The organism is Mycobacterium sp. SMC-16, from assembly GCF_046250085.1.
Taxonomy (GTDB): Bacteria; Actinomycetota; Actinomycetes; order Mycobacteriales; family Mycobacteriaceae; genus Mycobacterium; species Mycobacterium phocaicum.
This window is the reverse complement of record NZ_CP176427.1, coordinates 2,284,242-2,299,523: the sequence shown is the minus strand read 5'-3', so window position 1 is coordinate 2,299,523 and position 15,282 is coordinate 2,284,242. Positions and strand designations below refer to the sequence as shown.

The following is a 15,282-nucleotide window of genomic DNA, read 5'->3' as shown; positions in this document are numbered from 1 at the left end:
CCACCCACTACACCGATCCTCGAAAGGAACGACGATGACTCATTTCACCCCCATCGAACCCGACACAGCTTCCGGCAAAGCCGCCGAGCTCCTGACTCAAGTGCAGAAATCGCTGGGCACGACTCCCAACATGACGAAAGCCATGGCACACAGCCCGACGCTCCTCAAGAGCTACCTCGCGCTGTTTTCCGCGGTGGGCACCGGCACGTTGTCCGCGGCCGTTCGCGCCCGTCTGGCAATCGCCACCGCGCAGCTCAACGGATGCGAATACTGCCTGTCATCGCACACTTACATCGGCGCCAGCGTCACCAAGGTCGACGCGGCCGAGCTCGAGAGCGCCCGGAAAGGACAATCCGCGGACCCGCATGTGGACGCATTGCTCAAACTGTCGAACAGCATCGCCGAGAACGCCGGTGATATCGACGAAGCCGACATCACCGCAGCCCTCGAGGCTGGCGTGACCGAGTCGGAAATCGGCGAACTGGTGGCCAACCTCGCGCTGAACACGATGACGAACTACTTCAACGTCATGGCGCGCGTCGACAACGATTGGCCGGTCGTGGCGCTCTGACCCGACAGCACTCGACCCGCAGATGAGCCGCAGGGCCTGCCGCCAGTCGGTGGCGGGCCCTGCGTCTGGCCGCGATGGAGCGCTTCGGTTTTCAGTGTCGGCGACTCAGCCCCTGGCCGCGGCAGTACCGCCCGATCCAGATGTGCGCACCCGGCGGGCCGCCGTCGATTTGTGCGACTTGGCTGACGAGTCGGACGCCTCACGCGCAGCCCCACGTCCGGCCGGCCGGTCTGCGGCAGCTTCGGTCAGACTTTCGATGTGGGCCAGCGCCATGTCGAGCGCGGTGGCCATCGGAGCCACGTCATGCTCGGCTTGAGCCAGCAGATACCCACCCTGCAGTGCCGCCATCAGCCCCGTGGCCAACGCGTCGGGGTCAGCATCGGACGGCAGGACGCCGTCCTCGATCATGCGCCGAAAACCGTTCGCCAGCAGTCCTTCCCAATTCGCGAAGTGTTGCGACAGCGACGTTCTGGCCTGGTCGTCTTGATCCGCAACTTCGATGACCAGGTTGCCCAGGGCACAGCCATAGGCACCGTCTTGCAGAGCGGCGCACTGAATGAGGGCGTCGCGCCATCGCCGCAGGCCACTCATCGATTTCAATCGCGCCAAGCGTTGTCCTTCACGCTCCAGGACCTGCTCGCCGCGCAGCGCGACCACTGCGCGCACCAATTCCGGCTTACCGCCCGGAAAATGCTTGTACAGCTGAGACTTACTGGTGCCCGTCGCCGCCCGCACGTCGTCGAGAGTGACGGCGTTGACGCCGCGGACGTACATGAGTTCTGCGGCGGACGCGATCATCCGTGCGCGGGTCGCCTCTCCGCGGGCAGTTGTCCGCCGCGGCGTCTGCTGCTCACCGCTGGTCATCGGCGAAAGACTACCGGCTCAACTGACGACGTCGGCGCAGCTGGTCGGCACCTCGCAGACGTGTCTCGAGAACACGATCCCAGCCGCGTCATGCTCTTCACCGTCACCACAGCTCCTGCCCTAGCCACGAGACCGGCGTAACTGCGACCTGTGCGGTATGCGCTCACGACTTGCCGGCTTCCTACCAGAGTAGCTCCGTCGGATGGACGGTGAGGTCCGCAAGAAGAATACCGTTCCGCTCAAGGCGTCACTTTTTCGACAGGCGACATAGCAGTTGTCGACGGTGGTGTCGCAGCACCGATCCACACATAAGGGACTATATAGTCCTTTTATGAGAGCGATCACTTGCCCGGGCGCTGCGCGCCGGTCCCACGTCACGAGGACATGGACGAAACCGCGAAGTCGGGAACACTACGGCATAGAAGTTTGAAACCAGCTGTTCGCCAGTGCATTTCACCATGGACGACTCTGCGGCGCCAGACCCGAATGACCTGGTCCGAGCATTACTGAGTGCTCAGAGCCGGCAATTATCTGTGGTCACCAGCGTCTCGTGCTTCGACGTGTGGCGCGACAGCCTGGTCGAAGGGAGCAGACAATCGGGCGACCCACCCGGCGGGGCATTGGGGGTGTTGATCGCACTGCTGGCCGATCGGAACGAGAGCATCCGCACAGCGGCCACAAGCTACTTCTCCGGATGGCGCCGACTACTCGCCACGACGATGCGACGGCTGCAGGAACGTGGCCGGCTACGCGCTGACGCCGACCCCGAAGCCCTCGCCACCGGTCTCGTCGCGGGAGTCCAGGGCGGCTACCTCCGGGTAAAAGCGAGCGGCGATCCCCATCACCTGGTCATGGCAATCGAGATGGCCCTGGAGCGCATCCGATCCTTCGCCGACCAGGGGTGACCCCGCGCCGGGGCATTCCTGGAGCGTTGCATCGGACCTGCCCTCGCCGGTTTCAAGTTCTGACGGCCGCCGCGCCCGATCGATCCTGTGCGCTAGATCACCGACGGACGGCATTCGGTTTCGGGGCCGGCTCCCGACTACACCTGCAGAACGTGTCCGACATTGCCGACGGATATCAGAACTGGTGTATTCAGGGGAATCGTCGTGGTGTGGTTCCCCCGAGATCGTGGAGGGTTCCTTATGCCGCTTCCGGCGTGATGTTGGATTCCCTGATCTCGTAGTTGACCGGCGATAACCCATCGGCGGCGCTGTGCCGACGCTGGTGATTGTAGAAGGTGTAACACCAATCGATCACCACAGCCTGCGCATGAACGGTATCACGGAACATATTGCGGGACAACACTTCCCATTCCAATGAAGAGAAGAACGCTTCCGCGGCGGCGTTATCGAAACACGACCCCACACGGCCCATCGACTGCCGAATACCCAAGGTCCGGCACAACGTGGTGAACACCTTCGCGGTATAAGTGCTGCCGCGATCGGTGTGAAATATGACCCGTTCGGACTCCTCATCGCGCCAGATCGCTTGGCGGCCACCGCGGGCAGCTACGGCCATGTTGATTGCCGCGCACGCCAACTCGGCATCCGGGTGCAGTCCCATCGCCGCCCCCAACAACCGCCGACTGTAGAGGTCGATCACCGTCGCCAGATACAGCTTCTGCCCGCACTCGGTGGGAATCTCGGTCATATCGCCCACCCATTTACAGTTCGGCGCGGCCGCAGTGAAGTCCCGTTTGACCAGGTCAGGGAACTTCGGTGCCGTCTGGTCCTGGCGGGTCAGGCCACCCCGGCGACGGATCTTGCGGGCCACCAACCCCTGACGGCGCATCGAATCGGCCACCGTGTTCTCCGACACCTGCCAGCCCAGATCCCGCAGGTCAGCGACCAGCCGCGGCGACCCATGCAACCCCTTTGCTCTGACAAATGCGGTGCTGACTGCCTCATCGAGTGCCACGCGGCGCCGGTCGGTGTCGGTGTGCACCCCATCATGGTTGCCGGCCCGGCCAAGCCACTTATAGAACCACGACACACCAACACCCAACAGCGCGCACGTGATCGTATGGGGCACACGGTATTTGGTCCTCTGGTCGGCGATGAAGCGTGCCACGCTCACTTCGTCGCCTCCTTCACCCACAGGACCACTGATCGCTTGAGGACATCACGCTCCATCCGCAACTCAGCCACCTCGGCACGCAGGCGCTTGAGCTCGGCAACATCGTCCTTGGACAGCTCACCGCGACCTTCCCGCGCTTCCCGCGCCCGGGTCACCCAGTTGCCCAGGGTGCCCTCGTTCACCCCCAGATCCCGAGCCACCGCCGCGATCGACTTACCCGTCTCCTCGACGATCCGAACAGCCCCCTCACGGAACTCCCGGTCGTACTTCTTCCGCTTCTCTGACATCGCTACTCCTTATAGCTGATGCCTCCACGGTCTCGGGGGAAGGTCATGGTGAACTTCGTACCGGGTGAACGGTCGTGGTGGCGTCGTAGCCGTTGGTGGCGGGTACCGGTGGCGTTGATGGTCACCATCGTGCTTTCCCTCTGCGGGATACTGTGGCTGGCCGGCATCGATCGCCCACGTTCAGAGCAACACGCAGGTGCGCCGCGCGCGCAGCAATTCGCCGACAGCCCGGCAGCGGTCATGGCTGCCGAGTCACTGACAACCCCACTGACACAGCATGTTCCGTGCGCGGGCCAATCCTTCGGCCCGGACACGCTGGTCCTGATGGCCAATGGCACCAAACGCCCCATCGCGGAACTCAAGGTCGGCGATCGGGTGTGGTCAGTCGACCCGGAAACCGGTCGCACCAGCGGTCAGCCGGTGGAGGCGGTCCTGGTCAACCACGACACCGACCTGCTCGACCTCACGATCACCAACGCCGCCGATGTCACTTCGGTGGTACACACCACCGCCAAGCATCCCTTCTACAGCGCGGCCCGGGCGCAGACAGAGCCGTCCGAGGTCTCCGAGCTGGCCGCCACCACTGGCGGAGCCATTCGGCCGGGAGCCGAATGGATTGACGCGAAAGACCTGCGTCCCGGTGATCGGTTGACCACCCCGTTCCGGGACAGCGTCGCGCAGGTCGCAGGTAGCACTTCGGTATTCGGCACGGCCGACATGTGGGATCTGACGGTCGCGAACACCCACGTCTTCTTCGTCGCGACCGTGACCGCGGCGGTTCTGGTCCACAACTGCACCACGCAGTAGGCACGATGAATTCGGTTGCTGCCGTGGATATCAACTGATCCCGTAAGTAATGGGATCGGCGCGGGGTCATCGCGTCAGGGAGCCCGCCGTTGACCGGGGCGCATTCGACAACCGATACGCTGGGGTTGATTCGGCATAGGGAGCGGCCCGTGGTCACGTTGGACCGCCTAGCCAATGTGCTGGGCAGCTATGGCGTGCGATTGCGGTTTTGTCCTGTCCCGCGGTCCACGGAGTTGCGCAGCGTGGTGTTGCATGAACTCATCGAGGACCGCGCCGTCGTCGGTGACGTGCTGCTGGGTATCGGCGCGCAATCAGTGCAGCAGGCGGTGCACTGGGCGGCGCAAGCCCGTGCCGTGGTCGTACTCGTCCGCGCCGAGGGCGACTACGACACCGCATTCGCCGGTGCGGCCGAAGGTGTAGCCGTGATGGTGGTCGACCCGGCGATGTCCTGGAGCGAGTTGGCCGCGGTCATCTTCGGGCTGGTCCTGGAGGGCCGTGAAACCGAATCCGGTCGCGGGCCAACGGATCTGTTCGCACTGGCCGACAGTTTGGCCGAGTCCGCGGGCGGGGCGGTCATCATCGAGGACCGGCTCTCGCGGGTCTTGGCGTACTCGCGGCGCCAGCGAGGCGCCGACCCGGCGCGGGTGGCGACCATCGTCGAGCGACAGGCACCGGAGGAGCTGCGGGCCTTCTTTGACGCTCGGGGTGTGTACGCGCATTTGGAGTCTTCTGACGAACCGTTGTTTGTCGGCCCGGACTCTGCTCACGGTGTGACCGGGCGCATGGTGGTGGCGGTGCGGTCGGGTCGTCAGCTCATGGGGTCGGTGTGGGTCGAGTGCGCGACACCGTTGGCCGGGGCCGCGCTCACTGCGTTGGCCGACGGGGCTCACACGGTGGCCCTGCACCTGTTGCGGTCACGTGCCAGCGCGGACCTCGAGCGGCAAGTGGAATCCGAACTGGTGATCCGGTTGCTGGAGGGCACTGCCGATGCCGCCACCGCCGCCAGCCGACTGGGCCTGCCGCACACCGTGTTGCGGGTGGTTGCGCTGCAGGCGTTCATCGGCGCGGAACGCGACGCGGCGCTGCTGTTGGCGTTCGAGCGAGCCACGACGGGCTTTGGTTGGTCACGGCCGGGCCGCAGTGCCCTGGCCGGCAACACCGTGTACACGCTGCTGCCCGGCGAACAATCAGAAGCTGCCAGGAAGTGGGTTTCCAGCCTGCAGGCGGCATTGCCCGAGCGGGTGACGCTGTTGGCCGGTATCAGTGGTGCCGCAGAGGTCGCTGATCTGGTCGCGGCGCGCCACGAGGCCGACGAGTGCCTGGCGCTACACGAGACGTCGCCGACCGGCGTCGCCCCTCCGGCCTACGACGAGTCGTGGGACGACATCCTGCTGCAACGGTTGCGCAGTGCGGCACGCTCAGGACGCTCCCCCGATCGCCGGCCGGTGGCCGAACTGCGCCGGCACGACCGCGACCACGCCACCGACTACCTGCCCACCCTGCGGGCCTGGCTCGAGGCGCAGGGCGACCCCACCGAAGCGGGTAACCGGCTGGGAGTGCACGAGAACACCGTGCGGTACCGGCTCCGCAAGATGGCCGAAATCACGAATCTCCCACTCGACGACGCCAAGAAGCGGCTGGCCATGATGATCGAACTCGCCGCCACCGACACCGACTGACCAGTCCGGGCTGTCGAAACACGACAAAGCGCGCCAGCCGGCGCTGTACGCCTCCGGCACCTCACGGCACGTCGAAGCCGGTCGCGGAGGTGCTCGCTGCCGGCGCCTACCCGATTCGCCGAGACACGACCGCGCTCAGGAGGGCGTTGTCGAATCTCGACAACCCGGCACCGGCCTCTTGTCGGATTTCAGCAAATGCCTTTCTCCTGGTGAAGCCACCATGGACGCAAGGACGAAGTTCGGATGCGGAGGTTTGTGATGAGCGGCGGCGAGCGCATTGACGGCGGACCCCGGTCGGCGATCGTGGTCGGTGCGGGCATCGTCGGGCTGTCGACGGCGTGGTTCCTGCAAGAGCGCGGCCTCGATGTCACCGTGGTTGACCGCACCGGAGTGGCCGCCGGAGCATCGTGGGGCAACGCCGGCTGGATCGCACCGGCACTGACGCTGCCGCTGAACTCACCCGGTGTGCTGCGATATGGGCTGCGCGCCCTCGTCGATCCGGCCGCCCCGTTGCACATTCCCTTGACCGCCGACGCCGAGCTCGGGGCCTTCTTGATGCGCTTCGTCGCCAACTGCCGGCCCGAGTCGTGGAACCGGGCGGTGCGCGCCAACGTGCCGCTCAACGAAGAAGCCATCGAAGCCTTCGACGTACTCGTCGCCAACGGTGTCGACGCACCGGTGACCGATGCCCCGATCACCGCCCTGTTCCGCAGCACCGAACAAGCCGAACGCATGATGCGCGAACTCAAGCATCTCGAAAAGGCCGGGCAGACAATATCTGTCACCGCTCTGGCCGGCGAGGCGCTACGCGAGCAAGTGCCGCTGGCATCGCAGGCGATCACCGCCGCCCTGAGCATCAACGGTCAACGCTTCGTCGATCCCGGCCGGTTCGTCAACGCGCTGAGTCAGGCAGTCGTGCGGCGCGGCGCCAGGATGCGCACATTGGAGGTGCGCGACGTGTCCAGCTCGGGCACCGGGGTCAGCGTCCACCCGCCAAATGACGAGCCGTTGACCGCCGACACCGCGGTGATCGCCACCGGCGCATGGCTTGCCCGGCTCACCGGCAGTCGGATACGCGTGCCCGTGCAGGCCGGTCGCGGCTACTCGTTCACAGTGCCCGTGGACCGTCCCATCCCCGGGCCCGTCTACCTGCCCGATGTGCGGGTTGCGTGCACGCCCTACCACGGCGCACTGCGGGTGGCGGGAACCATGGAATTCCGCGCCCCGCACGACCCGGCGACCCCGGCGCGGGTCGATGCCATCGTCACCTCCGCGGCTCCCCTGCTGCAGGGCGTGCGGTGGGCTGAACACAGCGAGATGTGGGTGGGCCCGCGCCCCGTCACTCCCGACGGCCGCCCACTCATCGGGGAGGTGACGCCCGGCGTCTACGTTGCCGGCGGCCACGGCATGTGGGGACTGGCGCACGGACCGGTGACCGGCCGGCTACTGGCCGAACAGATCACCACCGGCAAGCAACCCCAAGCCCTGCGCGAATTCGACCCGCTGCGCCGAACGGGGCGCTAGACCCACCAATCACTGGTCCACACCGCCCGTGCAGCCCCACACCACGGGCGCTCCAGTCGTCAGGGGCGGCGCGTCCACCACCGGCCCGCCCCTGGCGACAACCTCGGCTTCGACGAAAGGACAGCACCGAAAATGACCAGCACTGAACGTCTTTGGATGACGCGTGAGGCCCATACGCGGCTGCAGGCCGAACTGACCGTGCTGCGTTCACGGTCGGGTATCGAAGTTCGTGGCGACGTCATGGACACCGACGACAACCTCGTCGAGAATTACTTGGCGCGACAAGCGCGCATGCGTCAGATTCAAGATCTGCTGTCCAATGCCGTGGTCGGTGAAGACCCGCCCGACGACGGGATCGCTGAACCGGGAATGGTCCTGACCGTTCGCTACGACGACACCGGGGACATCGAGACGTTTCTGCTCGGTGTACGCGGTGCCGAGGACCCCGATGTCGATGTGTATTCCATGCAATCGCCGCTGGGCAGCGCGGTCGCCGGCGCACATGTCGGCGAGCAACGCACCTACTCCATCCCCAGCGGGGCCAGCGTGCCCATCACGCTACTCAAGGCGGTCCCCTACGGAATGCATGCCCCGAACGGCGACACATGAAGAACTTGAAATGCCCTACCGCGCAACCGGTCTCGCGACGAATGGAAATGACATGGCCACCACGACACGAGTCTGGATTTCCCCACAAGCCCACGAACGGCTGCACCGCGAACTGGACACCCTGCGTTATCTTCACTCCGCCGGAACGGCCGACGAGAACATCGACGCGAACGCCGCAGCAGTGCGACGCGCGTGGGAGAAGCGGATTCAGCAGATTCATGACCTGCTGATCAATGCCGTCGTCGGCGAAGACCCACCCAACGACGGCATTGCCGAACCCGGGATGGTGGTCACCATCCGACACGACGCCACCGGGGACTTCGAGACGTTCCTACTCGGCGTACAGGGCGCCGAATACGCCGACATGCCCGTCCATTCCATCGAATCCCCGTTGGGTGCCGCCATTGCAGGCGCGTGCGCCGGGCAACGACGCACCTACCGACTGTCCAGCGGCATCCCGGTGACAGTCACGCTCGTCAAAGCCGTGCCCTACGGCCTCCACATCGCCGACCTGGACCAGTCCGCACCGCAGTGAGACCGCGTAACCGCACAACACTCTGAGCTGCGGAAATCACACCACCTGTATCGCCGAGTCTTATATGTACTTGCATCTATATAGATAGCTGGGCATACTGACTTCATGGACGTCTTCGAAGCGGTCGCCGAACCGAACCGGCGCGCGCTGCTCGACGTACTCGCCGAGGGCGAACGCACCGCGGGCGAGCTGGTCGCCACGCTCCCGGGACTGACGCAACCGACGGTCTCCCGTCACCTCCGGGTGTTGCGGGAAGTCGGACTGGTCGAGGTGCGGCCCGATGCCCAACGACGCATCTACGCGCTGCGTGCCGACGGTCTGGTCGAGATGGACCAGTGGATCGACCGCTACCGCCGCTACTGGACCAACCATCTGGATGCCCTTGAGCGCCATCTGGATTCGACATTCGAGGAGGAACGTGACAACCGATGAACTCGAGGGCGTCGTCACCGTGGACGGCGACCGCGCCACGCTGACATTCGAGCGACGACTGAAACACCCCGTCGAGCGGGTATGGGCCGCGATCACAGAACCCGCGCATCGCGACATCTGGATGGGCAAGACCGTCATCGACGGCCGTGCGGGCGGCTCGATCGAGACGGTCGCCTCGGGCCCGCCCGTGCCACCGGATATGAAGCGCATGACGGGCCGCATCCTGGTCTGGGATCCGCCGCATGTGTTCGAGCATGAGTGGCACCAACAGATCGTCGAACCCGGTGTGGTCCGCTACGAACTCACCGCCGATGGCAGCGGCACTCTGCTCCGGATGACCCATCGCGGCCTTGGCGTGCCCAATGCCAACGGATTCCGGCCCGGCACACAGGCTTTCCTCGACCGGCTGCAGGCGCTGCTCGACGGCACTCCCCTGCCCGGGTGGCTCGAGCGATACGCCGAGATCGCCGGACACAGCCCGCTCGATGCCCCGCCCGCAGGCCCGAACCCCTAGGAGTTAATGATGTCGGACAATACCTTTCACGAAACACCTTCGGTTGTCGTCGCCTACCAGTCCGGGTTCGCACACACCGCGTTCCTCGCCGAGGCAGTCGCCGCCGGAGCCCGGTCCGGCGGCGCGGCCGTCACCCTGATCCGGTTGGGTGACCTCACCGACGACGACTGGCAAACGCTGGATACCGCCGACGCGATCATCTTCGGCACCGCCACCTACATGGGCAATGTATCGGCGGCGTTCCAGACGTTCGCCGAGCAGACGGGACGTCGCTGCCAGCAGGGCGCGTGGCGCGACAAGGTCGCCGCCGGGTTCACCAACTCGGGAAGTAAGAGCGGCGACAAGCTCAATTCGCTTGTCTCACTGGCGGTCTTCGCCGCCCAGCATCACATGCATTGGGTCAATCTGGGCCTGGGCCCGGGCTGGAATCACTCCACCGCAAGCGACAGCGAACTCAATCGGCTGGGGTTCTGGCTGGGTGCCGCGGCGGCGACCGATGTCGACGCCAACCCAGACCAGGTGCACCCATCCGATACGGCGACGTGCGAACACCTGGGCCGGCGCGTCGCCGAGGTCACCCGGCAATTGGTCGCCGGACGCGGTGTGGCACAGGCTGTTACCGAGCCTGTCATTGCAGGGGCCTGAGCCCCTCGAGCATCGTGGGCACCAGCTCGGAAACAGTCGGGTGGATGTGCACGGTGTGCGTCATGGTCGTGTACGGTGCTTTGGCGGCCATCAGGTCGAGGATGCAGTGCACCACCTCGTCGCCGCCGACACCGAGGATGGAGGCGCCGAGAATCTGGTTGGTCTCGGCGTCGACCACGACCTTCATGAAGCCCTGCGTCTCCCCCTTTTCGACCGCCCGGCCGACGCGGGTCATCGGGCGCTTGCCCACCAACGCTTTTCGCCCCGACGCCCGAACCTGCGCCTCGGTCAACCCGGCCCGCCCGAGCGGCGGATCGATGTACAGCGCATAGGTGGGGATCCGGTCACTGACCCGCCGCGGTTCGTTGTCGAGCAGGTTGGCCGCCACGATCTCGAAGTCGTTGTACGACGTATGAGTGAACGCCCCCTTGCCGTTACAGTCGCCCATGGCCCAGATGTGGTCGACGGTGGTCCGCAGCTGATCGTCGACGGTGATGTATCCCCGGGAGTCCGTTGCCACGCCGGCCTTTTCGAGACCAAGGTCGTCGGTGTTGGGCACGCGCCCGACCGCGACCAGCAGGTGCGAGCCCGGTACAACGGCACTGCCGGTGCTGACCGCCACCCCGTCGCCGTCTTTGGCTACCCGAATATCGCTGGCACCCAGGTGGATTGTGATGCCCTCACGTTCGAGAATGTCCTTGATGGCGGCGCAGACGTCGTCGTCTTCGCGCGAGGCAAGTCGCGGCCCGCGTTCGACGACCGTGACCTCGGCGCCGAACCGGCGGAACATCTGCGCGAACTCGAGACCGATGTAGCTGCCGCCGATGATCACCAGGTGCTCTGGCACCGTGTCGAGGTCGAGAATGCCGACGTTCGTGAGGTAATCAACGTCGGCCAGACCGGGGATATCCGGGGCCGTCGCACGGCCGCCTGTGTTGAGGAAAATCTTCTCACCGGTGATCTGTTGGTCACCGACCTGCAGCGTGTGTGGATCGAGGAAGCGTGCGTGCCCGCGTAGCAGCGTGCAGCCTTTCATGCCTTCCAGCCAGCTCTCGACGCCTTCGCGGTCCTCGGTGACGATCCCGTCCTTGCGGCCCTTGACTTTTGCCATGTCGACGGTGACGTCGCCGGTTCCGATGCCGTAGTCGGCGCCGCGGCGGGCCAGGTGTGCGGCGTAGGCGCTCGCGACCAAAGTCTTGGTCGGTATACAGCCGTAGTTCACGCAGGTGCCGCCGACGAGCTTGCGCTCGATGACGGCGACGGTCTGGCCGGCTTCGGTGAGTCGGCCGGCCAAGGGCGGTCCCGCTTGTCCGGCGCCGACGATGATGGCGTCGAACGCGGTGCTCTCAGACGACGACATAGGGACCGATGGCACTCAGCGCGACGGCCGCTATGGCGAAGCCACCACCGACCGCGAGGACGTCCTCGGCGAGCGCCACCGGCAGGTCATGTCCGCCGTTGCGCGCCACCAGGATTCGACGTGCGTGGAAGCCTGCCAGCGTCCCGATGACCGCGCCGATCATGCCGCCGCCCATGCCGATGAACGTGTGGTGCCACCCGGCGCCGATGACCGCACCGGCGAACGCGCCGGTGAGCAACCGGGCCCCGAACTGCGCCGGCACCGTTCGTGCCGGCGTCTTGGGCAACTGATCGGTGATCAACTCGACCACCAACAGGACGGTCAGCACCGTCACCGTGATCCAGTTACCGACCCATTCGGCCCAGGTACCCACCAGCGGCAGCCAACCGAGCTTGGCGCCCCAGGCCACCACCGCGGGCGGAGTCAGCGCCCGCAGGCCCGCGACTACACCGATGAGTAAGGCGAACAGCAGAATCAGTGCTTGTGTCACGTGACCTCCGTCAGGTTGCAGACCTTACGGGGACGCTAACACCGGCACGGGTCAGAAGCGACAGAACCGGATATCGGACGCCAGGATCGCCTTGGCCCCGATGGCCGCCAGCTCATCCATGATGGCGTTGACCTGCCGCCGCGGCACCAGGGCACGCACCGCAACCCAGTCGGCGTCAGCCAGGGGCGCGATGGTCGGCGATTCGAGACCCGGCGTGATGGCCGTTGCCTGCTCCAAAACGCTGCGGGGGCAGTCGTAATCGAGCATCAGGTACTGCTGCCCGAACACCACACCCTGGATGCGGGCCGCGAGCTGGTCGCGGGCCGGGTCCGGTGCGACATCGGCGCGCTCGATCAGCACCGCCTCCGAATCGCACAGCGATTCACCGAAGGCCACCAGGTTGTGCAGCGCCAGAGTGCGGCCGGATCCGACGACGTCGGCGATGGCGTCGGCCACGCCGAGCTGGATCGAGATCTCCACGGCGCCGTCGAGGCGGATCACGGTGGCTTCGATCCCCTTGTCGGACAGGTCTTTCCGCACCAGGTTCGGGTAGGCGCTGGCGATGCGCTTGCCGGCCAGGTCGGCGACCGTCCAGTCCCGTCCCTTTGGCGCGGCATAGCGGAACGTCGAGGATCCGAAACCCAGGGCCAACCGCTCGCTGACGGGGGCCATCGACTCGGCAGCGAGGTCGCGACCGGTGATGCCGAAGTCCAGCTGCCCGGACCCCACGTAGATGGCAATGTCCTTGGGCCGCAGGAAGAAGAACTCGACCTTGTTCGCCGGGTCGACGACCGTCAGATCCTTCGGATCGGTGCGGCGACGGTATCCGGCCTCGGACAGGATGTGGGCGGCCGACTCACTCAGTGCGCCCTTGTTCGGAACGGCGACGCGCAGGAGGCCGTTGGACGATGCGCCGGTCACAGCTTGCCGTACACGTCGTCGAGGGTCAGGCCGCGCTTGATCATCAATACCTGCGTCCAGTACAGGAGCTGACTGATCTCGCCCGCCAGCTCGTCATCGCTCTCGTGTTCCGCGGCGATCCACACTTCGCCGGCTTCTTCGATGATCTTCTTGCCCAGATGATGCACCCCGGCGTCCAACGCCGCGACGGTGCCGCTGCCGGCCGGCCGGGTCTTCGCTCGCTCACTGAGCTCGGCGAATAGCGCATCGAAGGTCTTCACGGGCTGCAATTGTTTCACGTTGGGGGCACGGGCCGTGCACGTGGCTGCCTCGGGTCACATGTCGGGGCTACCGCGGGTCCCGAAAAAACTTTGGTCACTTTGATTGCGCTGGTCACAGTGGGTAACTGGCGTCACATTCCGGGCCATTTCTTGTCGGTGGTTCGAACTATTGTTCGAATATGGGATTGACCGATCCAGCCGCCGTCGAGGAGGCGTACGCCGCCTACGAGGCGGCGCAGGCCCGGCTCGCAGCCCTGGACTACAGCGGCCTGGATGTGCGGACATTGTTGGAGTTGCAGTCGCGACGGGAAACGTTGAGGTGCGCGGCCGAGGCGGTCGATCACCAGATCCTGGCCGCCGCCCAAACCCAGGCCACGGCCAAGGACATCGGCGCGAAGGATTGGCCTGAGGTGCTGCATGTGCGGTTGCGGATCAGCCGGGAGGAAGCCCGCCGGCGGGTTCGGGACTGCGACCACCTGGGCCCGCGGTCCGCGATTACCGGGGAGGCGCTCGGCCCGGTGTGGGAACTGGTGGCCGCCGCGGTGGCTGAGGGTGCGATCAATGCCGAGCACATCACGGTGATCACCTGGTTCTTCGGCAAGCTGCCGTTGTGGGCGGCCGACCCGATCACCCTCGCCCAGTGTGAGGCGGATCTGGTGGCCGACGCCCGGGTCGCAACCCCCGAAGACCTCCGCAAATTCGCGGCGGACTTGTTGTATCGGCTCGATCAGGACGGGCCCGAACCCGACGACAACGAACCGGACCCGAAACGCTCGTTCGTGATGGGTAAGCAGCGGCCCGACGGCCGCACCGACGTCACCGCCCAACTCGACCCCGAAGGCCGGGCCTACTGGCAAGTGCTGTTCGACAAATACGCGGCGCCGGGCATGTGCAACCCCGCCGATCCGCAGCCCTGCTACTCGGGTACGCCGACGCAGGAGCAGATCGACAACGACACCCGCACTGTGGCGCAGCGCCAGTACGACGCCTTCAAGTTCGTGGGCCGGATGATGCTGGCCACCGGGACCACTGGGGTGCACAACGGCTTCCCGGTCGCGGTGGTCGCCACCTGCACGGTGGCCGAGTTGGAAAAACGTGCCGGGACGGCGCTCACCCACACCGGCACGAAACTGCCGATCAAAGACCTGATCCGGATGGCCGCCCAAGGGTCGGACAACTACCTGGCCGTGTTCGACGAGCACACCGGCCAACCCCTGTATCTGGGCCGGGCGGCCCGCACCGCCAGCACCGCGCAGCGGTTGGCGTTGTTCGGCCGGGACCTGGGGTGCACCCGCCCCAACTGCACCGCCCCCGCCTCCCGCTCCCAGGCCCATCACCTCACCAACTGGCGCGATGACGGCCTGACCAACATCGACACCATGACCCTGGCCTGTGGCCGCGACAACCGCCTGGTCGACGCCGGCGGCTGGAGCACCACCATGGGCCCCGACGGCCGCACCCACTGGACCCCACCACCACTGCTCGACGTCGGCCAACCCCGCACCAACCACTACCACCACCCCACGCTCTACCCGCACGAGAGTGAGGACGCCGATGGTGAAAGCGACAGTCCCGCAAGCTAACCCGGCAAGACGCCGGAAGACCACGCCGACTTACCGCGGCGGCGGTACTGCACGCGCTGCAGTGCCGACGCGGCGCCACCGGCGGCTGCGAGTCGAGCCGCAACGCGCGAAAGCGGCCGCCG

General features: G+C 66.0%; 18 protein-coding genes. 11 read left to right on the top strand and 7 right to left on the bottom strand.

What is annotated here, in order from left to right; genetic code table 11:
• Positions 1-34 precede the first annotated feature (34 nt).
• Complete coding sequence (locus ACJEIK_RS11105) at positions 35-571, top strand: carboxymuconolactone decarboxylase family protein (protein ID WP_061009748.1); 537 nt, start codon at positions 35-37, stop codon at positions 569-571.
• A gap of 105 nt (positions 572-676) precedes the next feature.
• Here the strand turns inward: ACJEIK_RS11105 and ACJEIK_RS11100 are convergent, their stop codons facing one another.
• Positions 677-1,435, bottom strand: a complete 759-nt coding sequence (locus tag ACJEIK_RS11100) for a TetR/AcrR family transcriptional regulator (protein WP_082761837.1) — start codon at positions 1,433-1,435, stop codon at positions 677-679.
• Positions 1,436-1,893: 458 nt separating this feature from the next.
• On the opposite strand from ACJEIK_RS11100, the gene ACJEIK_RS11095 reads away from it, so the two are divergent.
• Positions 1,894-2,340, top strand: coding sequence for a TetR family transcriptional regulator C-terminal domain-containing protein (locus tag ACJEIK_RS11095; RefSeq protein ID WP_131808714.1), 447 nt, complete (start codon positions 1,894-1,896; stop codon positions 2,338-2,340).
• A gap of 238 nt (positions 2,341-2,578) precedes the next feature.
• On the opposite strand, the gene ACJEIK_RS11090 is transcribed toward ACJEIK_RS11095, so the two are convergent.
• Entirely contained in the window at positions 2,579-3,514 is a 936-nt protein-coding gene (locus ACJEIK_RS11090) for an IS3 family transposase (protein ID WP_103850854.1), read from the bottom strand.
• Positions 3,511-3,801, bottom strand: a complete 291-nt coding sequence (locus ACJEIK_RS11085; RefSeq protein WP_103850853.1) for a transposase — start codon at positions 3,799-3,801, stop codon at positions 3,511-3,513. The genes ACJEIK_RS11090 and ACJEIK_RS11085 overlap by 4 nt, the downstream gene beginning before the upstream one ends.
• Positions 3,802-4,125: 324 nt before the next feature.
• Between ACJEIK_RS11085 and ACJEIK_RS11080 the strand changes: the two genes are divergently transcribed.
• From ACJEIK_RS11080 to ACJEIK_RS11045, 8 genes are all read left to right on the top strand, one after another.
• Positions 4,126-4,608, top strand: coding sequence for a polymorphic toxin-type HINT domain-containing protein (locus ACJEIK_RS11080; RefSeq protein WP_162563711.1), 483 nt, complete (start codon positions 4,126-4,128; stop codon positions 4,606-4,608).
• Positions 4,609-4,757: 149 nt separating this feature from the next.
• Positions 4,758-6,287, top strand: a complete 1,530-nt coding sequence (locus ACJEIK_RS11075; protein WP_061007410.1) for a CdaR family transcriptional regulator — start codon at positions 4,758-4,760, stop codon at positions 6,285-6,287.
• A 258-nt stretch (positions 6,288-6,545) separates the two neighbouring features.
• Positions 6,546-7,811, top strand: coding sequence for an FAD-binding oxidoreductase (locus tag ACJEIK_RS11070; protein ID WP_061007411.1), 1,266 nt, complete (start codon positions 6,546-6,548; stop codon positions 7,809-7,811).
• A gap of 132 nt (positions 7,812-7,943) precedes the next feature.
• Positions 7,944-8,420, top strand: a complete 477-nt coding sequence (locus tag ACJEIK_RS11065) for a GreA/GreB family elongation factor (protein ID WP_061007412.1) — start codon at positions 7,944-7,946, stop codon at positions 8,418-8,420.
• 52 nt (positions 8,421-8,472) lie between these two features.
• Positions 8,473-8,955: a GreA/GreB family elongation factor gene (locus ACJEIK_RS11060; RefSeq protein ID WP_061007413.1), complete on the top strand. Its 483-nt coding sequence runs from the start codon at positions 8,473-8,475 to the stop codon at positions 8,953-8,955.
• A 105-nt stretch (positions 8,956-9,060) separates the two neighbouring features.
• Positions 9,061-9,387, top strand: coding sequence for a helix-turn-helix transcriptional regulator (locus ACJEIK_RS11055; RefSeq protein ID WP_061007414.1), 327 nt, complete (start codon positions 9,061-9,063; stop codon positions 9,385-9,387).
• The gene (locus tag ACJEIK_RS11050; RefSeq protein WP_133427834.1) at positions 9,374-9,901 is read left to right on the top strand and encodes an SRPBCC family protein; all 528 of its coding nucleotides are present in this window, start codon (positions 9,374-9,376) and stop codon (positions 9,899-9,901) included. Before ACJEIK_RS11055 ends, ACJEIK_RS11050 begins: the two co-directional genes overlap by 14 nt.
• Positions 9,902-9,910: 9 nt before the next feature.
• On the top strand, positions 9,911-10,546 hold the full coding sequence (locus tag ACJEIK_RS11045) for a flavodoxin family protein (RefSeq protein WP_061007419.1): 636 nt from the start codon (positions 9,911-9,913) through the stop codon (positions 10,544-10,546).
• Here ACJEIK_RS11045 and ACJEIK_RS11040 read toward each other — a convergent pair.
• From ACJEIK_RS11040 to ACJEIK_RS11025, 4 genes are read right to left on the bottom strand one after another with little or no spacing between them, the layout of a single operon-like run.
• Positions 10,530-11,906: an FAD-containing oxidoreductase gene (locus ACJEIK_RS11040; protein ID WP_061007416.1), complete on the bottom strand. Its 1,377-nt coding sequence runs from the start codon at positions 11,904-11,906 to the stop codon at positions 10,530-10,532. The two genes, ACJEIK_RS11045 and ACJEIK_RS11040, sit on opposite strands and share 17 nt — an antisense overlap.
• Positions 11,893-12,396: a DUF4126 family protein gene (locus ACJEIK_RS11035; RefSeq protein ID WP_061007417.1), complete on the bottom strand. Its 504-nt coding sequence runs from the start codon at positions 12,394-12,396 to the stop codon at positions 11,893-11,895. Before ACJEIK_RS11035 ends, ACJEIK_RS11040 begins: the two co-directional genes overlap by 14 nt.
• Positions 12,397-12,447: 51 nt before the next feature.
• Entirely contained in the window at positions 12,448-13,317 is an 870-nt protein-coding gene (gene hisG / locus ACJEIK_RS11030; RefSeq protein WP_061007418.1) for an ATP phosphoribosyltransferase, read from the bottom strand.
• On the bottom strand, positions 13,314-13,595 hold the full coding sequence (locus ACJEIK_RS11025; RefSeq protein WP_029105736.1) for a phosphoribosyl-ATP diphosphatase: 282 nt from the start codon (positions 13,593-13,595) through the stop codon (positions 13,314-13,316). Before ACJEIK_RS11025 ends, hisG begins: the two co-directional genes overlap by 4 nt.
• Before the next feature lie 161 nt (positions 13,596-13,756).
• Between ACJEIK_RS11025 and ACJEIK_RS11020 the strand changes: the two genes are divergently transcribed.
• On the top strand, positions 13,757-15,160 hold the full coding sequence (locus ACJEIK_RS11020; RefSeq protein WP_409431472.1) for a DUF222 domain-containing protein: 1,404 nt from the start codon (positions 13,757-13,759) through the stop codon (positions 15,158-15,160).
• Positions 15,161-15,282 lie beyond the last annotated feature (122 nt).